This is a genomic window from Stenotrophomonas sp. YJH_SMC_94-11 (genome assembly GCF_059370435.1).
On sequence record NZ_JCAFTR010000003.1, the window covers coordinates 83,163 to 107,348 of the forward strand.

Below are 24,186 nucleotides of genomic sequence, written 5' to 3' on the forward strand. Positions count from 1 at the left end.
TCGGAAAAGGCTCCGACCCCGGCGTGCTTCTGGAGACCTGCATGATCCGCGCCCTATGCTCCCTGTTTCTGCTGATCGCGCTGGCCGTGAGCACTGCGACCGCGATGGCCGCACCCGTTGCCGACGAGCAACTGCAGCAGGTCATCCTGCTCAGCCGCCACAACCTGCGCGCGCCGGTGGTCGCGTCGGGCGCCCTGGCCCATGCCACGCCAGAGCACTGGACACCCTGGGACGTAAGCCCCGGCGAGCTGACCACCAAGGGCGGCGTGCTGGAGGTCTACATGGGCCGCTACATCGGCCAGTGGCTGCGCCAGGCGCAGCTGCTGCCGGGGTCGGGTTGCCCGCAGCGGGCCGACTTTCACGCCCATGCCAACAGCCTGCAGCGCACCCAGGCGACCGCGCAGTTCTTCGTTGCCGGCGCGTTCCCGGGTTGTCATGTGGAGGTCGAGCAGCGCAGGGCGCTGGGCACGATGGATCCGTTGTTCAATCCGGTGATCCACCGTGACGATGCGGACTTCCGCGCCCGCGCGCTGGCGGCAATGCAGAACGCGCTGGCGGCAGCGGATCTGGCCCCGGCACTTTCCGTGGTGGAGGAAATCACCCGTTACCCGCAGTCGGCGGCCTGTGCGGGGCGCAGCGACTGTCATCTGGTGCCGGCCGATACCTCTTTCAGTGCGGAGCCGGGCAAGGAGCCTCGCGCCTCCGGTTCACTGGCACTGGCCAGCGGGCTGGTTGATGCCCTGTTGATGGAGCATTACCAGGGCAGTGGCATGCGCCGCGACGGTTGGGGGAGATTGAACACCCGGGCCCAATGGCAGGCGCTGGCGCAGATCCGCAACCTCTACCAGGACATCCTGTTCGGCACCGCCGAGGTGGCGCAGGATGTCGCCGGACCGCTACTGACCCACGTCAATGCGTTGTTCGCTGATCCGGCGTCACCGAAGGTGACCCTGCTGGTCGGCCATGACTCCAACATCGGTTCCGTGCTGGCGGCGCTGGGCATCACCGACTACACGTTGCCGGGCCAGTACGAGAAGACGCCGATCGGTGGCCTGCTGCAGTTCGAGCGCTGGCGTGACCGCCAGACGGGTGGCGAGCGGTTTCGCCTGGCCTACGTCTACCCGACCACCGCACAGCTGCGTGGCGCACAGCCGCTGACCGAGGCGCAGCCGCCGGGCCATGTCGCGTTGCGGGTGCCGGGCTGCGCGGCGCAGGGCTGCACCATCGCGGAATTCCAGCGTCTGCTGCAACCGGCAGCCCGCTGAGGCGCGTCACCAGCGCAGGGGCGTGCGCACGATGCCGTGCGTGGCCATCAGGGTAAGGTCACCGCCCAACCGCGGCGAATGGAACGGTCCGCGTGCATGCGCGGCATCGAACAGGCCGCCATCGGGTGAGCGCAACCGGTAGAACTCGACCCATCCGCTGGCCTGCAGGGGCAGTTGTGCAACACCGGTCTGCTGGTTGAACCACGCTGGGTCCTTGCTGCCTTCGATGACGCGACGCGCCAGGCGGTCGATGGCGTGATCGCGTCTGGCGTACCAGTCCTGACCGCGCAGCCGCGCCAGCTCCGCCATCATCACCAGCGGCGTCAGCGCGTAGTCGTGGTAGTGCAGGGCACGTTGCCCGCGCGCCATTTCCAGCGGCAGGCTGCCATCGTCCTGGATGTCATCGATGCCCTTCTGGAAGGCTGCATGACCAGCCTGCCACAGGGTCTGGTCATCGGTGACCAGGCCGGTGGCCAGCACGCCCAGGCCGCCCCAGTAGTAGTGATTGTTACGGCGCCGTTTCGGGTTGTCCCAGTAGGCCAGGTTGGCCCTTGCCAGCTGCTGCAGCCACGGATCGATGCGCGCGCGCTGCTGCGGGTCGGCCTGGTCATGCACTTTCAGGTAGGCCATGGCCACCGCATCGAGCATCCACTGCCGCATGTAGAACGACTGATCGTTGTTGACCCGGATCATCTGCCCGAGCATGGCGCCCTCGTCGGCCCACGCACCCAGCCAGTTCAACGTGCACTGCGCCGCTGCCGGGTCACCGCTGCGCAGATAGTCGTCGCTCATGCGCGCCACGTCGGCGGCATAGCGGTCCAGCGGCGCGGTGGCATCCTTGTTCTGCTGGTGCAGTGCCGGGTCGATCACCGAGCCGGCCTTGTCGGTGTAGTAGCCCAGGGCACGGATGTCGGGCTGGCCAGCGGGTGGCGCAGGGCACGCAGCAAAGGCACAGGCGCTGGCCAGCAGTGCGGGCAGCAGTGCAAGGCGGAGCAGAGGGAGAGACATGGATGCCGGTGGAAGGGGGAACCCGGCGAACGATGCGCCTGGCTCCGTTGCCGGCATGTGATGCGGCGATGGCGTGGCGATCCTGTGCAAACGGAACGGCCCGGGTTTGCCCGGGCCGCTCTCGTTCAACTCACACCTGCGCGATCACTCGATCGGCTGGTCCAGCATCAGCTGGCGGGCGAAACGCACCGGCGGTGCGCCGTAGGACAGCACCTGGTCGTGGTACGCCTTCAGGTTGAACTTGTCGCCCAGCTTTTCCTGCACTGCCTTGCGGGTGTCGAAGTGTTCCTGCGCACCGACGAAGTAGGTCGGCAGCTGTGCCGACGTCAGCTGTGCGCGCACCCACTTGCCCGCTGCCTCGCTCTCCTGCTGGAACGCATCGTGGGTCATCAGGTGCATCGCCTTTTCGCGATCCCAGTTGTCCACGTGCACGCCCTGGTCGAGGATCGCGTTGGAGATGGTGCGCAGGTAGAACTTCAGCTGCACCAGGTGGAACAGCGGATCGTTGTTGAGGTAACCCTGCTCCTGCATCATGCGCTCGGTGTAGACCGCCCAGCCTTCGGCGAACAGGCCCGAACGCAGCACCGCACGCAGGGTCGAGGGGAACTTGGCCGAGTGCCAGCCTTCCAGGTAATGGCCCGGAGTACCTTCATGGATGCTGAGCAGGTGGATCATGCGCGAGTTGTACTCACGCAGGAACGAGTCGACCTGCTTCTCGTTCCAGTCGTTCGGAATCGGCGACACGGCGTAGAAGGTCTTCAGGTTCTTGTCCAGCGGGCCCGGCGAATCGCAGTAGGCCACGGCCACGCCACGCTGGAATTCCGGCATCAGGATGATGTCCACCGGCGCATCGGGCAGCGTCATCAGATCGTGCTCGCGCACGAACGCGGTGGACTGCTCCAGCGCGGCCTTGGCATCGTCAACCACCTTGTCGCGTGCCGGCTTGTCGGCGTAGGCCAGTTCCAGCGCGGCCTCGATCGCCTTCTGCTGCTGCTCGTCGGTCGGCTGGGCCGGCATCTCAGGTGCACCCGGCTTGTCCTTCAGCACGGTCTGCGCGATGCCGTACATGTCCTCGCGCACGCGCTTGAGTTCGGCGCGCGCACGCTCACCGATCTCCTGGCGCGACAGCGAGGAGCTCAGCGCGAATTTCAGCTTCTGGTCGTATTTCTCCGCACCGATGCGGAAGTCGCCCTTGGCGTTTGGTACCAGGGTCTTGTCCAGCCAGGTCTGCTGCTCGTCCACGGCCTTCTTCAGGCCGTCGATGGCCGCTTGCAGACGCTGCTGGTCGGCCTGCGGCAGTTCGCCGATGTGCGGGGTGATGAAGGTATCGACGATGCTGAGGATGCCCTTGTTCTGCTTGGCAACGGTCTCGGCGTGGATCTTCGGCACGCGGGCCGGGTCCAGGTTCTCGCGGGCCTGGGCGAAGATCGCCGGCAGCTTCTCCATGCGCGCGGTGGCCGCCTTCAGGCGCTCCGGCAGCGGTGCGAACTCGCGCGCCATCAGGCCGTAGATCGCGCTGCCGGCGATGCCGTTGTACAGCTGCGGGTCCCACTTGCCGGACTGCAGCACTTCGGCGTTCCAGATTTCCGACTGCAGCTGGTTGCGCAGGATCGCTGCGTCCACCTGGTTCTCACGGCCCAGCTTGGCCACCTCGATCTTGTCCAGCTCGCCCAGCAGCGCCTTGTAGGCGGCCACGGTCTTCTGCTGGCCGGCGGCACTCAGGTCGTCCAGCTCGCTGTCGTAGCGGTGGTCACCGATCTGGGTGGCGCTGACTGGCGACAGCTGCATCCAGGTGTCCAGCGCGCGCTTGGACAGATCGGCGAAGGCGGCGTCGACCGCCGCGTCACCGGCCTGCTGGCTGGCGGCCGGGGTGGAAGCATTGGTCGGGGCGTCGGCCGGCTGGCAACCGGCCAGCGCGGCGACCAGGGCGAGGGCAAGAAGATGCGGGCGCATCGGCATTCCTGTACGGGGTCAAACCCTGAGCATAGGGCCCCGTCGCTGCTTTGTCCCCGTGCCATAGGATTACCATGGGCGGATTCAAGGACCCTCCAAAGGAGCGCAGGACATGGAATACCAAGGAAGCTGTCATTGCGGCAGGATCGCATTCACCGTACAGGCCGAGGCGCCGATCAGCGACGTCATCGACTGCAACTGTTCGATGTGCCGGCGTCGCGGCAGCCTGCTGTGGTTCGCCCCGCGTGCGGCGTTCCAGCTGGCCACCGATCCGGCTGACGTGGCCACCTACCACTTCAACAAGGCCCACATCGACCACCACCACTGCCGCCAGTGTGGTATCGCTCCCTACAGCGAAGCGGTCGACCCTCGCACCGGCACACCGATGGTGGCGGTGAACGTGCGCTGCGTGCCGCAGGTGGATCTGGCTGGCCTTTCGGTGACCTCCTACGACGGAGCGGCACTGTGAGGCCGGTGCGAGCGTGGACGCGCAGGGCGGCACTGCCGGTACTGCTGCTGGCGCTGGGCGCCTGCGCCAAGCAGGGCGACATGGTGGGGGATGCGGGCGCCACGGCCGCGGAGGCGGCCATCGCTTCGCCGGAAGGCGCCTTCCTGGCCTACGAACATGACGTGCAGGTGCAGCTGGAAGCGGCGCAGATCGCACCGCGCATCCAGCAGATCGCTCAGGCCTGCCAGAGCGCGAAGTTCGGTGACTGTGCAGTGTTGCAGGTCGAGCAGCACGGCGGCGAGCAGCCCAGCGGTGAAGTGAAGGTGCGCATCGCCCCGAAGGGCACCGAGCCGCTGATCACGATGGCTGGTGAAGGCGGCAAGCTGCAGTCCCGCAATACGCGCGCCGAGGATCTCGCGCAGGCGGTGGCCGACACGGCATTGACCAAGGCGCGGCTTGAAAAGGAGCACGCCCGCCTGCTGTCCTACCAGGACCGCAAGGACCTGAAGGTCGAAGACCTGATGGCGATCACCACGCGCCTGTCGGAGATCGAGGCGGGTGTCGAGCAGGCCAACAAGGACGCCGCGCAGCAGCGTCGGCGCATCGATACCCAGCTGGTGGCGATCCACTTCGACACCACCTCTGGCCAGCGCAGCCGCAGCGAGATCGGCGAGGCGCTGAGCGAGTCGGGCAGCATCCTCAGCACCAGCATTGCGTTCCTGATCCGCGCTGCTGCCGCGCTGCTGCCGGTGGCGGTGCTGGCCTTGATCGGGGCCTGGGGTGTGCGGGCATGGTGGCGTCGCCGCCGTCGCAAGCTACCGCCCAACCCCTGAGGTGAAGGCCGATGCCGGCCGTCAGCCGGCATCAGCCCTCGTCGGTCTCGTACTCGACGAACACATCGAGCTCCAGCGCCAGTTCCTGCACCGCATCGCGCACCTTCTGCGCGGTGCTTTCATTGCCGACTTCCACTTCCAGTTCGTGGATGCCCGGACCGATGTCATCGGACAGCCCGGCCGAACTGGAATCGTCGTCGTCCATGTGCGGCATCAGGTCGTCGGTTTCTTCAACATGTTCGATGCCGTCCAGGCCGAGCAGCAGGTCGCTGATGGCGCGGGCGTCGTCTTCGGTTCCGGTGATGCGCAGTCGCAGCATGGCCATGGCATAGGTACGTTGTGGGTTCGCCAGCAGCCTAGCCAGCGTGAGGCAAAGAACGGGTGAGGGCGCAGTCAGGCGTGCGTTGCCGGCCGCCCGAGCAGGCTGTCCGGCAATGCCGGGATCGGCGTGCGCTCGTCCTGCGCCTGTTCCAGCAACCAGTCGATGAACAGGCGCGCGGCCGGGCTCGGCGGTTGCCCTTCTGCGTGCACCACGTGATAGGCATAGCGCGCCTTCAATGCCGGGCCGGGCAGGCGTACCACCTCGTAGCGCTGCAGGTAGGGCTGGGCGATGTGGGTGCGCGCCAGCACCGCGCCCATGCCATACACCGCTGCACGCATCGCGTCGGTGCTGTCGGCGAAGGTGTGCATCGGCGGCATCGGCGACGGCGGGCGCGCGCCGGCGTGGCGGAACCAGTCGCGCCAGCCCTGCGGCGACAGGTCGGTCAGCAGCGGCAGCTCGGCGATACGCGCCGGATCGACCAGCGTTTCGACCCCGGCCAGTGCCGGTGAGGCCACCGGGAACAGATAGTCATCCATCAGGTGCTGCGCACGCAGGCCCGGCCATTGGCCCAGCCCGTAGCGGATGCCGACTTCCGGTCCGTTGTCGTCGTAGCGATCCAGCCCGCTGCCGGTGTGCAGCTCGATGCGGATGTGTGGATAGGCCTGGGTGAAGCGTGGCAGTCGCGGCAGCAGCCAGCAGTACGAGAGCGAGCGCAGCGTGGTGATCCGCAGCGGCACGCTGTCGGCATCCGGTTGCAGGTGATGGGCCACCGCCGCGACATCGGTGAAGGCGGCGCTGGCGGCGTCGGCCAGCTGCCGGCCCTCGGCGGTCAGGCGCACGCCGCGGGCGTGGCGCAGGAACAGGCGAACTTCAAGTACTTCTTCCAGGCGGCGCACGTGGTGACTGACCGCGCTGGCGGTCAGGTGCAGCTCCTGCGCGGCCTGGGCGAAATTCTGGTGGCGTGCGGCGACCGCGAACACGGCCAGTGCGGGGAGCAGGGAAGGACGGAGCAGCATGTCGAGCCTCAAGCCATATTTGTGGCTGACAGCGATACTACGCGCTTGTGCGGCGGGCGTCTGCGCCTGATCCTGTCTGCCTTGGCGAGGAATAGACGATGGACGGAGGCAGGACATGAATGCGATCCCACAGGCGGCCGAGCGCGACTGGCGCACGCCGCTGGAATTGACCCTGCTGGGCGCCATCTGGGGCTGCTCGTTCCTGTTCATGCGGGTGGCGGTGCCGTCGTTCGGCCCATTCGCGCTGGTCGAGGTACGGCTGGTGCTGGGGGCGCTGGTGCTGCTGCCGTTCCTGTGGCGCGCCCGCGCGCAGTTCCCGCCGCGCCGCTGGCTGTGGTTGGCACCGATCGGCCTGATCAACTCAGCGCTGCCGTTCGTGCTGTTTGCCTACGCCGCCGAGCAGGCGCCGGCCGCGATCGGTGCGATCTGCAATGCGATGACGGTGCTGTTCGCCGCGCTGATCGCGTTCCTGTTCTTCGGCGAGAAGATCGGCATGCGTCGTGCCGGGGCGCTGCTGGTCGGCTTCGCCGGCGTGGTGGTGCTGGCCACGGCCAAGGTCTCCGGCCTGAGCATCGGCACCGCAGTGCTGGCCGGTGCGGCGGCATCGCTGCTGTACGGCCTGGGCGTGAACCTGGTGAAGCGGCACATGACCGGGTTGCCGTCGGCCGCCGCCGCGGCGGCAACGCTGTCGTGCGCCTCGCTGTGGATGCTGCCGATGGCGGTCAGCCACTGGCCGCAGGCGGCGATTCCGTTGAAGGCCTGGGGCGCGGCGATCGCATTGGGCGTGGCCTGTACCGGGCTGGCGTTCCTGATGTTCTATCGCCTGATCGGTCGTATCGGCCCGTCGCGGGCGTCGACGGTGACCTACCTGATTCCGTTGTTCGGTGCGGCGTTTGCGTGGTTGTTCCTGGATGAGCCGGTGACGCTGCAGATGCTGATTGCCGGTGCGTTGATTCTGGGTAGCGTGGCGGTGAGTCAGAAGGGCTGAGACGTTTTTGCACGTGGCACGTGCTGAAGGAGCTTCACTGTTCATGGGCGTTACTTTTCTTTGTACGCAAAGAAAAGTAACCAAAAGAAACGTTCCGCCGGCCGCGAGCCGGTGCTGCGCACCGGTACCCTGCGCTCCTCGGCCCGTCGAGGGACGGCGCGGGAACTCGCTGCGCTCAAACACCCGCGCCTCTTCGCCCTCGCCGGACCTGCGGTGCTCGGCTCGCTCAAGGCGGACTGGAAGGTCAAGATCAACAGCAAGAGCATCCACGCATGGCGTGGATCTACTGGGTGCAGCTGTGGCCTTTGAACTGGGTCCGCCTTGAGCGAGCCGAGCATCGCAGGGGAATCAGGGGCGAAGAGGTGCCGATGTCTGAGCGCAGCGAGTTCGGCACCGTCCCCTGATTCACCGAGAAGCGGAGGGTACCGGTGCGCAGCACCGGCTCGCGGCCGGCGGAACGTTTCTTTTGGTTACTTTTCTTTGCGTACAAAGAAAAGTAACGCCCATGAACAGTGAAGCACCTTCAGCACGCGCCACGTGCAGGAAGCCAGGCTCCTACCGCACCGGCACCGGAATATTGCAAAGGTCGATATGCCCCGCCGGGCGCTTGTAGAAATCATCCACGCGGTTGCGCCGCGCCTCCACCGTATCGGCGAAGGTCTTCGAGTCGGTACGCAGTACCTGGATCGGTGTGCGCTCGGCCGCCGGCACGTCGCTGGCACGGCGGATCGACACGATCGGCGTGCGCAGCTTCGGGTCGGTGTAGAAGCCCATCGGCGCCGGTCCGCGCGGGGTCGCGCTGAGCAGTTCCATGCCCTTCAGCACGCGGCCGACCAGGGTGATGTTGCGGTCCAGCTGACGCGGTGACTGGCCGGTCACCACGTAGAGTTCGGCTCCGATGCTGCTGTCCTCTTCGTTGCTGCGGCCGGCGCCCAGCATGCCGTAGCAATGTGCCAGCCAGGCCTTGCCGGCCTGCGGGTCCTGGCCGACCGGGAAGCCGTCGACGAAACCGGTCTGCGCGGCCCAGCCATCGCGGTCCGGCAGCACGCTGACCTTCAGGCCAGCGCTGGCGCGCTCGAATTCAGCCGGCAGCTTGCGCGCGGCGCTGCCGAACGGCCTGGCCTTGGCTGCGTCATCGGCGTCGGCATCGCCGAACTGCACCACGAAGTTGTCCTGCGAGCGGTAGATGCTGGTGCCGTCCCAGAAGTGCTCGTGGGCGAAGGTCTGGATGTTGGCGACATGGCGCGGGGCGAACTGCGGCGCCAGCTCGATGATCACGCGCCCGGCCGGCAGGTCCATGTACAGCAGGTTGGCCGGGTCCGGCGTGCGCCAGTCGCTGGCCGGCGAGGCGTCCAAGATCTGCTGCGGGCTGCGGTAAGGCGTGGCCGCGCTGGCCATGGCGGGCAGCAGGCAGGCGAGGGCGAGGGCGGTCAGGGCAAGGCGACGGCGGTGCGGCATGGGAACCCCGGAACATGAACGAGGCTTCGATTCTGCGCGAGCAATTCGGTCACGCCAACCGGCAGAGTGACTAACGACACATTCGCTATACCGAACTTCGCACTACTGTGGACTTCAACGTAGTGGAGGACCGGCCATGTCCGAGGACGATGTCCACCTGAAGAAGTTCCAGAAGGAGCTCAGTGCCGGAACGGTGTCGCTGGCCCTGCTGGCGGTGCTGGCCCGGGCCGGGGAGCCGCTGTACGGCTACCTCATTGCCAAGGAGCTGGAGCGGGTGGGCGAGGGCGTGCTGAGCGGCAAGCAGAGCGCGCTGTACCCGGTGCTGCGCAACCTGGAGGGCGCCGGGCTGCTGGAAAGCCATGTGGAGCCATCCAGCAGTGGTCCGCCCCGGCGCTACTACCGCATCAATGAACGTGGCCGCGAGGTGCTGGCGCATTGGCGCCAAGCCTGGCAGGCCACCCGTGATTCCGTCGATTCCGTGTTGGAGGGGGTACCGCAATGAACGACCCGAGCCTGGCAGGCCGCGCCCTGCCGACCACCATTCCGCAGTACCTGGCGCAGCTGCGCGCTGCGCTGGAAGGTGCCGATCCGGCGATGGTGCAGGACGCGTTGTACGACGCCGAGGAATACCTGCGCTCGGAGCTGGCGGCGCAGCCCGGCCGCAGCGAAGCCGAGGTGATCGCCGACGTGGCCGGCAGCTATGGCGCCCCGGACGAAGTGGCCGAGATCTACCGCGAGACCGAAGTGACGGTGAACCGCGCGCTGCGCACGCCGCGTGCGGATACCGCGCCGGTGCTGCGTGCAGCGGCCGAAGCCAGTGGCGTCGAGCCGGCCTCACCGCCGCAGGCGCCGGTGCAGCGTTCGCTGCTGGCGCGCTTCTTCGGCGTGGTGACCGATCCGCACACCTACGGTGCGCTGTTCTACATGCTGCTGTCGCTGGCCACCGGCATCTTCTTCTTCACCTGGGTGGTGACCGGCCTGTCATTGTCGCTGGGCCTGCTGATCCTGATCATCGGCATTCCGCTGACCGTGCTGTTCTTCGGCTCGGTGCGCGGGCTGGCGCTGCTGGAAGGACGGCTGGTGGAAGCGCTGCTGGGCGAGCGCATGCCGCGCCGCCCGCGTTACACCGACCGCAGCCGCACCTGGCTGCAGCGCATCGGCGACATGTTCACCGATGGCCGCACCTGGCTGACCCTGCTGTACTTCGTGCTGATGCTGCCGCTGGGCGTGGTCTACTTCACCATCGCGGTGACGTTGCTGTCGCTGTCACTGGGGTTCATCTGGGCACCGGTGGCCGCACTGTTCAGCGGTGACATTCCGGGCGTGTACGTCGACGGCGTGAACGTGTTACCGATGGCCGCCTCGCCGCTGGTGGGCATCGTGATCGCAGCTGTGGGCGTGCTGCTGCTGCTGTTGACGATGCACCTGGCACGGGGCATCGGCAAGCTGCACGGGCTGATTGCCAAGAACCTGCTGGTGCGGTTGTAACAGGCCAGGGGTCGGATCCCTGTTCGCAGAACAGGGCTCTGACCCCGGGTCCCATCATGCTGGGTCAGAGCCCTCTCCGTTGGAAAGGGATCCGACCCCACGGCGGGGAGTTACCCCGCCTTTCGCCGCAACGGAGTAACGTTGCTCTTCTTCTTCGTGGCCTTCGCCGCCGGTGCCTCGGCATGGGCAGCGAAGAAGTCGCGCACCTTCGGATACACCACCTCGCGCCAGCGACGGCCGCTGAAGATGCCGTAGTGGCCGGCGCCTTCGACGATGAAATGCTCGCGGCGGTCAGTAGCAATGCCGGTGCACAGCGCCTGCGCTGCTTCGGTCTGGCCAAGGCCGGCGATATCGTCCAGTTCGCCCTCGATGCTCAGCAGCGCGGTATCGCGGATCGCCGACGGGTCGACCTTCTCGCCGTTGACCACCCACTCGCCACGCGGCAGCAGGAAGTCCTGGAACACCACGCGGATGGTATCCAGGTAGTACTTGGCCGGCATGTCCAGCACCGCGTTGTACTCGTCGTAGAAGCGACGGTGCGCGTCGGCGTCTTCCAGGTCGCCCTTGACAAGGTCGGTGTAGAAATCCCAGTGCGAACTGAAGTGGCGGCTGGGGTTCATCGACAGGAAGCCGGCGTGCTGCAGGAAGCCCGGATACACGCGGCGGCCGGCGCCGGGATAGCTGGCCGGCACGGTGTGGATGACGTTGTTCTCGAACCACGAAAGCGGGTTCTGCGTGGCCAGGTTGTTCACCGCGGTCGGGCTGCAGCGCGCATCGATCGGGCCGCCCATCATCACCAGGGTGCGCGGTGTCGGCTCGCCACGGCTGGCCATCAGTGAAACCGCGGCCAGCACCGGTACCGTCGGCTGGCACACGCTGACCACGTGCAGGCGTTCTACGCCCAGATGGCGGATGAACTCCTGGATGTAGGCGATGTAGTCGTCCAGGCCGAACTCGCCTTCGTTGGCCGGCACCATGCGCGCGTCCACCCAGTCGGTGACGTACACACGGTGGTCGCGCAGCAGCGTGCGCACCGTATCGCGCAGCAGCGTGGCGTGGTGCCCGGACAGCGGTGCCACCACCAGCACGAACGGCTGGTTGAGCATGGTGTGCAGCTGGTCGGCCTCATTGCTGTGGCGCTTGAAGCGCAGCAGCTTGCAGAACGGCTTGCTCACTTCCTCGTGCACGACGATCGGCACGCGCTCGCCGTCGACCTCGATTTCGTTGATGCCCCACTCGGGCTTCTCGTAATCCTTGCCGATGCGATGGAACAGCTCATTGACCGCCGCCAGGCGATCGGCGCCGGGCATCTGCGACCACCAGTGGCCCGGGTTGGCGAAGAATTTGGCGTTGGCCTGGGCCTGGTGCACCCAGGGGGCGAGCAGGTTGCGGGTCAGTTCGTGCAGTTGATAGAGCATGACGACCGAATATGTATGGTCATATGTTGCCGCGCAGCATATCCCATCCGGGTGTCCCGCAGGTTAAGTTGGCTGAAAATAATGAATCCGGATTCACATCCGTTCCAGCGCGGCGGCATCGCCTGCCAGGGCGGGGCCGAGCCAGCAGTGCGACCCTACCGGCTGCAGGCCGTGCCGGGCCAGCGTCCGCCGATACCAGCGTGCTGGGCGGGCCTGGAAGCCGTCGTGGTCGCCTTCGAACGCGTCCTCGGCGGCGAAGGTCTCCAGGAAGGCCACACCGCCGGTCAGCTCGGTCACGCCGGCCAGGCCGGCGCGCAGCTCGCGGTCGGGCACGTAGTGCATCACGTCCGAACACACCAGCAGGTCGACCGGCGCGCAGGGCCGCAGCCAGGCGAAATCGCCGAAGCTGGCCAAGTGCAGGTTGCGGGTGCGGCCATAGCGGCGCACAGCGTACTCGCTGCTGTCGAAGCCCAGGTATTCGACCTTCGGACGCAGCTTCAGCAGCGGTGCGCGCCAGGCGCCTTCGCCGCAGCCGATGTCCAGCACACTGCGGATCGGTCGTTCCAGGTAGTACTCGGCACTGGCCACGGCCAACGCGACCTTGCGCGCCAGGCGGGCGCTGCCGCCGATGTCGGCGCGGCGGTACCAGCGTTGGAAGTAGGCGGCGTCGTAGGTCTTGTCCATGGGGCGGTGCGCGATCGGGGAAAACGGCGCCTATCGTACGGTGTTGCGCCCCCGGGTGTGGTGGACCCGCAGTAGAGCCACGCCATGCATGGCTGTCCTGATGCGGCGATTGGACGCGGCAGCCACCCATGAGGTGGCTCTACTGCGACAATAGGCGCCCATCTACGCCAGCCGCCGGAGCGAGCGCATGCAGAGCTACTACTGGGTCAAGACCTTCCACATCGTGTTCGTGGTGGCGTGGATGGCCACGGTGTTCTACCTGCCGCGCATCCTGGTCAACCTGGCCGAGACCGCAGGCCAGCCGGCGGTGACCGAGCGCCTGCAGCTGATGGGCCTGCGCCTGTACCGTTTCGGCCACTCGATGTTCGGCCTGGCCTTTGTGCTGGGCCTGGTGCTGTGGCTGGGCTACAAGGTCATCCCGGATTTCCCGACCATGGTCGCGCCCGGTGGCGCTGGCTGGCTGCACGCCAAGCTGGGCCTGGTGGTGGTGCTGCTGGTGTATTTCAGCTGGATCGGCCGTCTGTTGAAGGGCGTGGCCAAGGGCAGGGCGCTGCCCTCGTCGCGCGCGCTGCGCTGGATCAACGAGATTCCGCTGCTGGCGTTCATTCCGATCGTGTGGCTGGTGCTGGCCAAGCCGTTCTGAACGGGGCGCGCAGCGCATCGCACAGATGCATCCACGCATGGCGTGGATCTACTGGGTGCAGCTGTGGCTTTTGATGTTCAGGTCCGCCATGAGCGAGCCGAGCATCGCAGGTGAAACAGGGGCGAAGAGGCGCCGATGTCTGAGCGCAGCGAGTTCGACGCCGTCCCCTGATTCACCGAGAAGCGCAGGGAACCGGTGCATAGCACCGGCTCGCGTTCGGCGGCGTGTTCTTTGGTTACTTTCTTGCACGAGCAAGAAAGTAACAAGCCGATGAATCAGGCCGCTTCGTACGTGCCGTAGCTGCGCAGGCGGGTGTAGCGCTGCTCCAGCAGCTGTTCGGTGGACAGCTTGTCCAGCGCGTCCAGTTCGTTCAGCAGCACGGCCTTCAGGCGCTTGGCCATCTGGGTCGGATTGCGGTGGGCGCCGCCGGTGGGCTCGCGCACGACCTTGTCGACCAGGCCCAGGCTCTTCAGGCGCGGCGCGGTCAGGCCCAGCTGCTCGGCGGCTTCCTTGGCCTTGCCGGCGTCCTTCCACAGGATCGAGGCGCAGCCTTCCGGGGTGATGGTCGAGTACACCGCGTATTCCAGCATCACGGTGCGGTCGCCCACGCCCAGCGCCAGCGCGCCGCCGGAGCCGCCTTCACCGATCACGGTGCAGATGATCGGCACCTTCAGCTCGGCCATCTCGATCAGGTTGCGCGCGATCGCTTCGGACTGGCCGCGCGATTCGGCGTCGATACCCGGCCAGGCACCGGCGGTGTCGATCAGGGTCAGCACCGGCAGGCCGAAGCGCTCGGCCATCTTCATCAGGCGCAGCGCCTTGCGGTAGCCCTCCGGCTTGGGCATGCCGAAGTTGCGCTTGATCTTTTCCTTGGTGTCGCGACCCTTCTGGTGGCCGATCACCATTACCGCGCGGCCATTGATGCGGGCCAGGCCGCCCATGATCGCCTTGTCGTCGGCGAAGGCGCGGTCACCGGCCAGCTCCTGGAACTCATCGAACATGACGCGGATGTAGTCGGCGGTGTACGGACGCGACGGGTGCCGGGCCAGCTGCAGCACCTGCCACGAGGTCAGGTTGCGGAAGATCTGCGCGGTGCGCATGCGCAGCTTGTCCTGCAGCGCGTGCACTTCCGCCTCGACATTGACCGCCGGCCCGGCACTGGCGTTGCGCAGTTCCTGGATCTTGGCTTCCAGGTCGGCGATGGGTTGCTCGAAGTCGAGGTAGTTCGGATTCATCGGAAGCCGTCGTGTAAAGAAGGGGGCAATTCTAGCCGAATGCGTGCAAACCACCCGTACGCCTTCGTCTGGAAGGCGACGGTAGCGCAGCCGGGCAGGCGGCGCCAGTCAGCTCAGGGCACCACCAGGGCACTGCGGCCCATCAACTGGCTGCGCTGGGAAACGAAGTCGTTGTAGGCCTCGTTGGCCTCCCGGCCCAGGCCGCTGCCCAGGGTGGCAGTGGCCGAGGTGAAGGTCATCTGCGCAGCGAAGTCCTGCTTGCGCAGGGCCTTCTGTTCATCGGCGGTGGTGGCCTTCAGCCATCGCGCGTAGACCTCGCGAAGCGGCGCGGCATGCGCCTCGAAGGCCGGTGCCAGCGCCGGCAGGCTGGCCGGTGCCGGTTCAAGGCTGTATGCCGGGGCCACGTAGCCGGCCGGCTGTTCGCGCTTGAACGCGCCCGGCTCGCCCATGCCTTCCTCGACGTAGGCGATGAAATCCGGTGCCGTGAACACCTTGGCGACGATCTGGCCACCACTGGAATCGACGTGGGCGACCACCTTTTCCTTCGGGAACGGTTCGCGCACGCCGTAGGTCCAGGTCTTGTCGATGAACAGGTCGTGGTGCTTCTCGAAGGGGCCCTCGAAGTCGACGCCGCCCAGCTCGATGCCGGCCTTGCCGGTGCCGAAATTCTTCAGCTTGCTCTCGTCGGTGACGTAGACCTCGCGTGCGATCACGTATTCGCTCAGGGTCGGGTTGATCAGGCCGCCACGACCGTCGACGTAGACGATGAAGCGCACGTCGCCGAGCGTGTCGGTATGCAGGCGATGCTCGCCAACGGCCAGCGAGACCGGGCGCGAGCCGTGCGCGGCCACCGGCAGGTCCTGGCCGTCGATGCTCAGCGCCAGCGGCGTGTCGGTCGGGTTGTCGATCTGGAACTCGATCTTCGACGGCGAGCAGGCGGCCAGCGCCAGTGCGGCAACGAACGGGAACAGCAGGGTCTTCATTGGCGATCGTCCTTGATGTCTGGAACGGGAAAACTGGAACACGAAGCAGCCAGCCTCAGCTGGCCCACGGCGGGCTGTAGCGCACCTTCAGCGTACGTACGGCGGGGTCGGCGCGCAGCGCCTCCATCAGCTTGGAATCGATGCGCACTGCGCTCTGCCCGGAGACATCCAGCATGCCGGCGACACCGCCGTGCGGGCCCTTCAGCAGCAGGTCCAGGCGCAGCGGCGTGCGCCCCGGGCGATGGCGGTCGAGCAGGGCATTGATGCGCTCCCAGACCGGGCGCTGCTGGCGCAGGTCCAGGCGCAACGACAGCCGCGTGGCGTAGTTGGCGCAGACTTCGTCGAAGTCCCAGCACTGGCGGATGCGCAGTGCGTAGCCGCCGTTGAATTCGTCCTCGCGCAGGCCGCCCTTGACCACCAGGATGCGGTCCTTGGTCATCAGGTGGCCGAACTCGGCCATCGCATCGGAGAACGCGCTGCACTCCACGCGGCCGCGACCGTCCTCCAGCTGGATGAAGATCTGGCTCTCACCCTTGCGGCGCACGCCGACCACCTGGCCGGCCAGCACGGTCTGCACTTCCGGGCGCCAGCGCTTCTCGCCGCCGCCGCCGCCGCTGTTGGCGCTCCAGATCTTCTCCACCGAACCCAGGTCGTTGCCGACCAGGTCGCGCACATCGTCGCGCCAGGGATCGAACGGGTGGCCGCTGAGGTAGAAGCCCAGCGTGTCGCGCTCGCCGTTGAGGCGCTGCAGCAGCGGCCATTCTTCGGCTTCGGGCAGGTCCAGCTGGATCGACACGGTGCTCGGATCAGGCCCGCCAAACAGCGAATTCTGCCCGGACGCACGCTCGCGTGCCATCTGGTCGGTGGCCTTGATCACTTCCGGCAGCTGCAGCATCAGCGAGGCACGGTTGCGGCCGAGCTCATCGAGCGCGCCACAGTTGATCATCGCTTCCAGCGTGCGCCGGTTGAGCTTGGCCGAGCCGACGCGGGTGCAGAAGTCCAGCAGATCCTTGAACGGTCCGCCCTTCAGTCGTTCCTCGACCACCGCTTCGCAGGCGCCCTGGCCGACGCCCTTGATCGCGCCCAGGCCGTACTGGATCGTGTCCGGTGTGACCGCTTCGAACATGAAGGCCGACTGGTTCACCTTCGGCGGCAGCACGGTCAGGCCGAGGTTGCGCACCTCGTCGAGGAAGCCGACCACCTTGTCGGTGTTGTCCAGGTCCGAAGACAGCGTGGCCGCCATGAACTCGGCCGGGTAATGGCGCTTCAGCCAGGCGGTCTGGTAGCTGACCAGTGCGTATGCAGCGGCGTGCGACTTGTTGAAGCCATAGCCGGCGAACTTCTCCATCAGGTCGAAGATTTCGTCGGCCTTGGGGCCGTCGACGCCGCCCTTGGCTGCGCCTTCGCGGAAGATCTCGCGGTGCTTGGCCATTTCCGCCGGCACCTTCTTGCCCATCGCGCGTCGCAGCAGGTCAGCGCCGCCCAGCGAGTAGCCGCCGACGATCTGCGCCATCTGCATCACCTGCTCCTGGTACACCATGATGCCGTAGGTGTCCTTCAGGATCGCTTCGGTGCGCGGATCGGGATAGATGATTTCTTCCTGGCCGTGCTTGCGCGCGTTGAAGGAGGGAATCAGGTCCATCGGGCCGGGGCGATACAGCGACACCAGCGCGATCAGGTCTTCGAAGCGGTCGGGGCGCGCGTCCTTCAGCAGGCGGCGCATGCCCGAGGATTCGAACTGGAACACCGCGCCGGTGTTGCCGTTGGCGAAGATGTCCTTGTAGGTGGGCGCATCGTCGAGCGGGATCGCGGCAATGTCGACCGGCGGAATGCCCGCGCGTTCGTGGCGCTTGTTGATCGCCTTCACCGCCCAGTCGATGATGGTCAGCGTGCGCAGGCCGAGGAAGTCGAACTTCACCAGGCCCACTTCTTCCACGTCGTTCTTGTCGAACTGGGTGACCGGGTTCTTGCCGAGCCCATTTTCGTCGTGTTCTGCGTACAGCGGGCAGAACTCGCTCAGCGGCTCGGGCCCGATCACCACGCCACCGGCGTGCTTGCCGGCGTTGCGGGTCAGGTCTTCCAGCTGCAGCGCCAGGTCGATCAGGTCGCGGACATCGTCCTCGGTCTCGTAGCGCTGGATCAGTTCCGGCGAGGCCATTTCCGAGCTCGGGCCTTCCTTGCCCTTGCCCAGCGCATCCTTCAGGTGGATGCCCAGGATGTTGGGGATCAGCTTGGAAACACCATCCACCAGGCCGTACGGGAACCCGAGCACGCGGCCGGAGTCGCGCACCACCGCCTTGGCGGCCATGGTGCCGTAGGTGATGATCTGGCTGACGCGCTCGCGCCCGTATTTGCGCGCGACGTAGTCGATCACTTCGTCGCGGCGATCCATGCAGAAGTCGATGTCGAAGTCGGGCATCGACACGCGTTCGGGATTGAGGAATCGCTCGAACAGCAGGTTGTACGGCAGCGGGTCCAAGTCGGTGATCTTCAGCGCCCACGCCACCAGCGAACCGGCACCCGAACCACGGCCGGGACCGATCGGAATGCCCTGGTTCTTGCCCCACTGGATGAAGTCGGCCACGATCAGGAAGTAGCCAGGGAAGCCCATCTTGATGATGGTGTTGAGCTCGAACTCCAGGCGCTCGAAGTACTCCTCACGGGTCTTGCCCGGCGCCAGCGGATTCTTCTCCAAGCGCTCTTCCAGGCCGTCCCGCGACATCTTCTGGATCCAGGTGTCCAAGGTCTCGTCGTCGGGCACCGGGTAGTTGGGCAGGAAGTAGGTGCCCAGCCGCATCTCGATGTTGCAGCGCTCGGCCAGCGCCAGCGTGTTGTCGATCGCATCGGGGATGTCGGCGAACAGCGCGCACATCTCCTCGGCCGACTTCAGGTACTGCTGGTCGCTGTACTCGCGCGGACGCTTGGGATCGTCCAGCACGCGGCCGGTGGAAATGCACACGCGCGCTTCGTGCGCGCTGAAATCCGACGGCGACAGGAAGCGCACGTCATTGCTGGCGACCACCGGCAGGCCGCGCTGGCCAGCGGCCATCAGCGCGAACTGGTTGAAGGTTTCCTCGCCCTCGCGGCCGGTACGGGTCAGCTCCAGGTGCAGGCCATCGCCGAACACGCGCTGCCAGTCGGCCAGCTGCTGCTCGGCCAGTTCATGCTTGCCGTCCAGTGCCAGGCGCCCGGCCAGGCTCTGCCGTCCGGCCAGCGCGAACAGGTTGGCGTTGCCGGCCTTCAGCCAGTCCGGGTGGATGGCCACACCGCCTTCCGGGCGATGGCCTTCCATCCAGGCGCGGGTCAGCAACCGCGACAGGCTCAGGTAGCCCTCGCGGTCGCGGCACAGCAGGGTCATCCGCCACGGGTCCTGGCCTTCCTCGGCGATCAGCACGTCGGCACCGGCGATCGGCTTGATGCCCACGCCTTCGGCGGCCTTGTAGAACTTGACCAGGGCGAACAGGTTGTTGAGATCGGTCACCGCCAGCGCGGGCAGGCCGAGCTCCACCGAGCGCGACAGCAGGTTGGCCTGCTTGGCCTTCTTCGGGTCCGCCTGGTCCGGCTTGGCCGGCACGCGGATGGTCGAGTCCGCCAGCGAGAACTCGGTGTGGACGTGGAGATGTACGAAGCGGGAGTTGGACATGCCGGACCAGGTTGGAGCGCGCGGGCCCCGGGTGCTGACGGAGGTTCGTCGCCGGGGTCGGGAAGCGCTGGAATGCCCGGTCAGGGTAGCGAGGGCAGGGGGTTGCCACAAGGCTTGACAGGGGCACGGCGTGGCGCCGGATTCAGGCGTGCGGGAGGCCGCCTTCTGTAGCGCCGAGCCCATGCTCGGCTGTCCACAGCTGCCGAGCATGGGCTCGGCGCTACAACGCCAGCAGGCTCAGGCGATGGCCGCGACAGCTGGCGCTTCCAGGCACTCGCGCACCGGGGCGAAGCTGCGCCGGTGCTCCACGCAGGGGCCGTGCTCGCGCAGGGCGGCCAGGTGGGCCGGAGTGCCATAGCCCTTGTGCTGCTCGAACCCATACTGGGGGTGGCGGGCGTGCACGTCCTGCATGTAGCGATCGCGCGAGACCTTGGCCAGGATCGAGGCGGCCATGATCGCGCGGTCGATGCCATCGCCGCCGACCAGCGCCTGCGCCGGCAGTACCAGGCCCTTGGGCACCACGTTGCCGTCGATGCGGGCGAAGCCGGCCACGTGGGCGACCGCTGCAACGACGTCACGCATGCCCTGCAGGGTGGCCTGGTAGATGTTCAGGCGGTCGATGGTGTCCACGTCCACCAGCACCACATGCCAGGCCAGGGCGCGCTCGACGATGCGGTCATGCAGCTGCGCGCGGCGGGCAGCGGTCAACTGCTTGGAATCATCCAGGCCGTTGATCCGTGGCCGTGACGGATCGAATACCACCGCCGCCACCGCCACCGGCCCGGCCAGCGGGCCACGCCCGGCCTCGTCGACACCGGCGACCAGGCGCTCCGGCTCGACCACTGCCGTACCGTCGAACAGGGCCAGGCTTGCTGCTGCGGCGTGGCGGCGGCTCATGCCTGCGCCTGGTCGCGCATCAGCAGCTCGCCGACGGCATCGGCGGCACGCGCCGAGGCGTTGCGTCGCAGTCGCTCGTGCAGTCGCACATAAGTGTCCTGCAGGTCGATCACCCGCTGCGGGTGGTCGAACCACTGCTGGATGGCCGCGGCCAGCCTGTCCGGCGTGCAGTCGTGCTGCATCAGCTCCGGTGCCAGGTCCTGGCCGGCCAGGATGTTGGGCAGGGCGAAGCGGTCGACCTTGATCAGGCCAAGCGCCTTGACCAGTCGATAGGTCAGTTCGTTGACGCGGTAACCGACCACCATCGGCCGCTTCACCAGCATGGCTTCCAGGGTCGCGGTGCCGGAGGCCAGCACCACCACGTCGGCGGCGATCATCGCGTTGCGCGCCTGGCCGTCAAGCACGTGCGAGTAGGCCACCGGCAGCGCCGAGCGCGACAGCTGTTCTTCGATCAGCTGCCTGCAGGCCGGGTTGGCGGCAGGCACCACCACATGCAGGCCCGGAATGCGTTCGGAGACCTGCCAGGCGGCTTCGAAGAACGGCTCTCCCAGGCGCGAGATCTCGCCGAGGCGGCTGCCCGGCAACACCGCCAGCACCTTGGCCGAGGCCGGCAGGCCGAGCGCGGCGCGTGCTTCCTCGCGGTTGCCTTGCAGCGGAATGTCATCGGCCATCGGGTGGCCGACGAAGCGCGCGTCGATGCCGTGCCGGGCATAGATCGGCGGCTCCATCGGGAACAGGCACAGCACCAGGTCGGCGCTGCTGCCGATTTTCTCGGCGCGCTTTTCGCGCCAGGCCCAGACCGACGGGCTGACGTAATGCACGGTGCGCACGCCACGCTGCTTCAGCCAGCGCTCGATGCCCAGGTTGAAGTCGGGGGCGTCGATGCCGATGAACACGTCCGGCTGCCAGTCCAGCGCACGCTGGCGGAACGCCGAGCGCAGCTTGAGCAGGCGCGGCAGGTGGCGCAGCACTTCGGTCAGGCCCATCACCGCCAGCTCGCTGGCATCGTGCCAGGTCTGGCAGCCGGCGCTGCGCATTGCATCGCCGCCGATACCGGCGAACTCGGCATTCGGGAAGCGTGCCTTCAGTTCACGCACCAGGCCCGCACCGAGCAGGTCGCCGGAGGCTTCGCCGGCAACCAGCGCGATCCGCAACGGGCGCTCGCTGAGCACCCGCTGCGCGGGAACGCTGCCGGCCATCGAGGCCAGCGGGATCACCGCGGCGCCGGCCGGCGCCTGGCCGGTCGAGCTGCTCATCGCAGCAGGGGCCTCTCGGCGTGCTCGATGAAGTCCAGCATCGCCTTCACGTCGTCGCTGTCACGCGCCTGTTCGGTCAGCTGCACCTTGGCCTCTGCCAGCGGCAGGCCCGCGACGTACAGCGTGCGGTACGCACGCTTGATGGCCGAAATGCGGTCAGCGTCAAAGCCGCGCCGCTTCAGGCCTTCGCTGTTGATGCCACGCGGGCGTCCCAGCGAATCGGTGCCTACCATGGTGAACGGCGGTACGTCACCATTGGTCAGCGCGCCCATGCCGAGGAAGGCATGCGCGCCGATGCGGCAGAACTGGTGGGCACCGGCGAAGCCGCTGATGATCACGTAGTCGCCCACGGTCACATGGCCGGCCAGGGTGGTGTTGTTGGAGAACACGCAGAAGTTGCCGACATGGCAGTCGTGTGCCACGTGCGTGTAGGCCAGCATCCAGTTGTCGTTGCCGATGGTGGTGATGCCGCCGCCGCCGCCGGTGCCACGGTTGAGCGTGACGAACTCGCGGAACACGTTGCGATCGCCGATCACCAGTTCGGTGCGCTCGCCGCCGAACTTCTTGTCCTGCGGCTCGCCACCGATCGCGGCATGGCCGACGAAGCGGTTGTCGCGGCCGATCCGGGTCGGGCCGTGGATGCTGCAATGGGGGCCCACCACCGTGCCGGCACCGATTTCAACGTCGGGGCCGATCAGGGTGAAGGCGCCCACCTGGACATCGTCAGCCAGGCGTGCGGCCGGGTCGATGACGGCGGTGGGGTGGATCCGCGGTTCGTTGTCAGTCATTGCTGCCTCCAGTGGATCAGCCCTTGGCGCCGGCACACATGACCTCGGCCGACGCGACGACTTCGCCGTTGACCTTGGCTTCGCCGTAGTACCAGCCCATGTTGCGGATCAGGCGCTTCATCTGCACGTCCAGCATCAGCACGTCACCGGGCACGACCTGCTTGTTGAAGCGGGCGTTTTCCACCTTGACCATGTAGAACAGCTTGGACTGCGCATCGCGGCCGAGCGTGAGCTGGGTCATGACGCCGCCAGCCTGCGCCAGCGCTTCGATGATCAGCACCCCGGGCATGATCGGGCGGCCCGGGAAGTGGCCCTGGAAGAACGGCTCGTTGATGCTGACGTTCTTCTGCGCCAGGATCCGCTTGGCCTCGACGTCGAGTTCAAGCACCCGGTCCACCAGCAGGAACGGGTAGCGGTGCGGAAGCAGTTCCTGGATCTGGCAGACGTCGATCGGAAGCTGCAGCGAATCGTTCATTCTTTCTCCTTGCCAGCAGCCAGAACGCGGCGAGCCAATGCGTCCAGCTGCTTGAAGCGCGCGGCGTTCTTGCGCCACGTGCGGTTGTCAGTCAATGGGGTGCCGGACGAATACTCGCCCGGCTCATGGATGGAGTTGCGGACCACCGACTTGCCGGTGATCACGACCTTGTCGCAGATCTCGAGGTGGCCGACCACGCCAACGTGGCCGCCGAGCAGGCAGTAACGGCCGATCTTGGCGCTGCCGGCGATGCCGGTGCAGCCGGCAATGGCCGAGTGGGCGCCGATCTGCACGTTGTGGGCAATCTGCACCAGGTTGTCCAGGCGAACATCCTCGGCGAGGACGGTGTCTTCCAGCGCGCCACGATCAACACAGGTATTGGCGCCGATCTCGCAATCATCGCCGATGCGGACACCGCCGAGCTGCGGCACCTTGATCCACTTGCCAGCGTCCATGGCCAGGCCGAAGCCATCGGCGCCGAGTACGGCACCGGGATGCACGCGCACGCGCTTGCCCAGCGTGACCCGGGTGACCAGGGTCACGCGGGCGATCAGCTCACAGCCGGTATCCAGGCTGCAGTCCTCGCCGATCACGCTGCCGGTGCCGATGATGCAGTTCTCACCGACGACGCTGCGCGCACCGACCGAGACGAACGGGCCGATATGGGCGCTGGCGGCGACCTGGGCGCTGGGATCGATCACTGCGCTGGGATGGATGCCCGGCGGGCGGGTCGGCGCGATGTCGAACAGCGCGGCAATCTTGGCGAATGCGGTGTACGGGTCCTTGGCGACGAGCGCGGCGCCGGGGGCGGCCTCGACGTCATCGGCACGCAGGACCACCAGCGAAGCCCGGCTGTCGGCCAGCTGGACGCGATAGCGGGGGTTGGCAAGGAAGGTCAGCTGGCCAGGACCGGCATGGGCGAGGGTAGCCACGCCATGGATGGCGGTAGCGGGATCGCCATGGACCTGCAGGCCGAACTGCTCGGCGAGTTGCTGGGCGGTGTAGGTGGGAGTATTCACGGCGGGAGTTTAACGTGTGGCGCCATTTCGGTCATGCGGGGTCAAAAGAGGCGCCTGCCTGATGTCCCGGGGTGATGGCGCAGGGGGCTGCCCAGGACACGCCGTAAACCCATCCCTGGGGGCTCGATGGCGCCATCCATGGCGCCAACGGTCCTGGTCAGCCCCCTGCGCCATCACCAGATGATTTCACGCGAGCGCGGGAAGTAACGGCGGCGAGCAAGTAAAACGAAAACGCCGGGCAATGCCCGGCGCGTCGCACCCCGTCTGGTGGAGAGCCCCCCTTTGTTAAGGGGGGGCGCGCCCCTGGGAATCGCAGGAGCGATTCCCAACGTTGCTATGCAACGGCCCGAAAGGCGCATGCCATGG

At 67.0% G+C, this 24,186-nt stretch carries 22 protein-coding genes; 7 read left to right on the forward strand and 15 right to left on the reverse strand.

Annotated elements, in window-relative coordinates:
- Window positions 1–41: 41 nt before the first annotated feature.
- Window positions 42–1,265 (forward strand): bifunctional glucose-1-phosphatase/inositol phosphatase, encoded by a 1,224-nt coding sequence (agp, locus tag AC5P74_RS07130; RefSeq protein ID WP_346607887.1) that lies wholly within the window; start codon window positions 42–44, stop codon window positions 1,263–1,265.
- Window positions 1,266–1,271: 6 nt separating this feature from the next.
- On the opposite strand, the gene AC5P74_RS07135 is transcribed toward agp, so the two are convergent.
- Both AC5P74_RS07135 and AC5P74_RS07140 read right to left on the reverse strand, forming a co-directional pair.
- Entirely contained in the window at window positions 1,272–2,273 is a 1,002-nt protein-coding gene (locus AC5P74_RS07135) for a polysaccharide lyase (protein ID WP_329841649.1), read from the reverse strand.
- Window positions 2,274–2,417: 144 nt separating this feature from the next.
- Entirely contained in the window at window positions 2,418–4,226 is a 1,809-nt protein-coding gene (locus AC5P74_RS07140) for a DUF885 domain-containing protein (protein WP_329841650.1), read from the reverse strand.
- A gap of 112 nt (window positions 4,227–4,338) precedes the next feature.
- Here AC5P74_RS07140 and AC5P74_RS07145 point away from each other — a divergent pair, with 112 nt between their 5' ends.
- On the forward strand, window positions 4,339–4,695 hold the full coding sequence (locus AC5P74_RS07145; protein ID WP_053497067.1) for a GFA family protein: 357 nt from the start codon (window positions 4,339–4,341) through the stop codon (window positions 4,693–4,695).
- A complete protein-coding gene (locus AC5P74_RS07150) occupies window positions 4,692–5,507 on the forward strand; it encodes a DUF4349 domain-containing protein (protein ID WP_329841652.1) in 816 nt (271 codons plus the stop codon). Before AC5P74_RS07145 ends, AC5P74_RS07150 begins: the two co-directional genes overlap by 4 nt.
- Before the next feature lie 31 nt (window positions 5,508–5,538).
- Here the strand turns inward: AC5P74_RS07150 and AC5P74_RS07155 are convergent, their stop codons facing one another.
- Complete coding sequence (locus tag AC5P74_RS07155; RefSeq protein WP_005415831.1) at window positions 5,539–5,832, reverse strand: hypothetical protein; 294 nt, start codon at window positions 5,830–5,832, stop codon at window positions 5,539–5,541.
- 68 nt (window positions 5,833–5,900) lie between these two features.
- On the reverse strand, window positions 5,901–6,845 hold the full coding sequence (locus AC5P74_RS07160; RefSeq protein ID WP_005415832.1) for a LysR substrate-binding domain-containing protein: 945 nt from the start codon (window positions 6,843–6,845) through the stop codon (window positions 5,901–5,903).
- Between the two features lie 115 nt (window positions 6,846–6,960).
- Here AC5P74_RS07160 and AC5P74_RS07165 point away from each other — a divergent pair, with 115 nt between their 5' ends.
- Window positions 6,961–7,833 (forward strand): DMT family transporter, encoded by an 873-nt coding sequence (locus tag AC5P74_RS07165; RefSeq protein ID WP_065177444.1) that lies wholly within the window; start codon window positions 6,961–6,963, stop codon window positions 7,831–7,833.
- Window positions 7,834–8,388: 555 nt separating this feature from the next.
- Here the strand turns inward: AC5P74_RS07165 and AC5P74_RS07170 are convergent.
- On the reverse strand, window positions 8,389–9,291 hold the full coding sequence (locus tag AC5P74_RS07170) for a peptidylprolyl isomerase (protein ID WP_346608020.1): 903 nt from the start codon (window positions 9,289–9,291) through the stop codon (window positions 8,389–8,391).
- Between the two features lie 136 nt (window positions 9,292–9,427).
- Between AC5P74_RS07170 and AC5P74_RS07175 the strand changes: the two genes are divergently transcribed.
- Together AC5P74_RS07175 and AC5P74_RS07180 are read left to right on the forward strand one after the other, a co-directional pair.
- A complete protein-coding gene (locus tag AC5P74_RS07175; RefSeq protein WP_329841655.1) occupies window positions 9,428–9,793 on the forward strand; it encodes a PadR family transcriptional regulator in 366 nt (121 codons plus the stop codon).
- Window positions 9,790–10,779, forward strand: coding sequence for a sensor domain-containing protein (locus AC5P74_RS07180; protein WP_251102973.1), 990 nt, complete (start codon window positions 9,790–9,792; stop codon window positions 10,777–10,779). Before AC5P74_RS07175 ends, AC5P74_RS07180 begins: the two co-directional genes overlap by 4 nt.
- A gap of 110 nt (window positions 10,780–10,889) precedes the next feature.
- On the opposite strand, the gene AC5P74_RS07185 is transcribed toward AC5P74_RS07180, so the two are convergent.
- Together AC5P74_RS07185 and AC5P74_RS07190 are read right to left on the reverse strand one after the other, a co-directional pair.
- Complete coding sequence (locus tag AC5P74_RS07185; RefSeq protein WP_053497077.1) at window positions 10,890–12,197, reverse strand: polyhydroxyalkanoate depolymerase; 1,308 nt, start codon at window positions 12,195–12,197, stop codon at window positions 10,890–10,892.
- Between the two features lie 93 nt (window positions 12,198–12,290).
- On the reverse strand, window positions 12,291–12,881 hold the full coding sequence (locus AC5P74_RS07190) for a class I SAM-dependent DNA methyltransferase (protein ID WP_053497080.1): 591 nt from the start codon (window positions 12,879–12,881) through the stop codon (window positions 12,291–12,293).
- A gap of 187 nt (window positions 12,882–13,068) precedes the next feature.
- Here AC5P74_RS07190 and AC5P74_RS07195 point away from each other — a divergent pair, with 187 nt between their 5' ends.
- Complete coding sequence (locus tag AC5P74_RS07195; RefSeq protein ID WP_053497082.1) at window positions 13,069–13,524, forward strand: CopD family protein; 456 nt, start codon at window positions 13,069–13,071, stop codon at window positions 13,522–13,524.
- Window positions 13,525–13,799: 275 nt separating this feature from the next.
- Here the strand turns inward: AC5P74_RS07195 and AC5P74_RS07200 are convergent, their stop codons facing one another.
- The 8 genes from AC5P74_RS07200 to lpxD all read right to left on the reverse strand — a co-directional run bounded on the left by AC5P74_RS07200 (window position 13,800) and on the right by lpxD (window position 23,820).
- Window positions 13,800–14,759: an acetyl-CoA carboxylase carboxyltransferase subunit alpha gene (locus AC5P74_RS07200; RefSeq protein ID WP_019659134.1), complete on the reverse strand. Its 960-nt coding sequence runs from the start codon at window positions 14,757–14,759 to the stop codon at window positions 13,800–13,802.
- Between the two features lie 113 nt (window positions 14,760–14,872).
- A complete protein-coding gene (locus AC5P74_RS07205; protein ID WP_329846441.1) occupies window positions 14,873–15,742 on the reverse strand; it encodes a YajG family lipoprotein in 870 nt (289 codons plus the stop codon).
- Window positions 15,743–15,797: 55 nt separating this feature from the next.
- A complete protein-coding gene (dnaE, locus tag AC5P74_RS07210; protein WP_070489906.1) occupies window positions 15,798–19,385 on the reverse strand; it encodes a DNA polymerase III subunit alpha in 3,588 nt (1,195 codons plus the stop codon).
- A 237-nt stretch (window positions 19,386–19,622) separates the two neighbouring features.
- Entirely contained in the window at window positions 19,623–20,282 is a 660-nt protein-coding gene (rnhB, locus tag AC5P74_RS07215) for a ribonuclease HII (RefSeq protein WP_346608214.1), read from the reverse strand.
- Window positions 20,279–21,481 carry a lipid-A-disaccharide synthase gene (lpxB, locus tag AC5P74_RS07220; RefSeq protein ID WP_231109109.1) on the reverse strand — a complete coding sequence of 401 codons (1,203 nt, stop codon included), beginning with the start codon at window positions 21,479–21,481 and terminating at the stop codon, window positions 20,279–20,281. Before lpxB ends, rnhB begins: the two co-directional genes overlap by 4 nt.
- A 53-nt stretch (window positions 21,482–21,534) precedes the next feature.
- Complete coding sequence (lpxA, locus tag AC5P74_RS07225; protein ID WP_053497089.1) at window positions 21,535–22,326, reverse strand: acyl-ACP--UDP-N-acetylglucosamine O-acyltransferase; 792 nt, start codon at window positions 22,324–22,326, stop codon at window positions 21,535–21,537.
- 16 nt (window positions 22,327–22,342) lie between these two features.
- Window positions 22,343–22,801: a 3-hydroxyacyl-ACP dehydratase FabZ gene (gene fabZ, locus AC5P74_RS07230; RefSeq protein WP_005415845.1), complete on the reverse strand. Its 459-nt coding sequence runs from the start codon at window positions 22,799–22,801 to the stop codon at window positions 22,343–22,345.
- A complete protein-coding gene (gene lpxD, locus AC5P74_RS07235; protein ID WP_053497091.1) occupies window positions 22,798–23,820 on the reverse strand; it encodes a UDP-3-O-(3-hydroxymyristoyl)glucosamine N-acyltransferase in 1,023 nt (340 codons plus the stop codon). Before lpxD ends, fabZ begins: the two co-directional genes overlap by 4 nt.
- Window positions 23,821–24,186 lie beyond the last annotated feature (366 nt).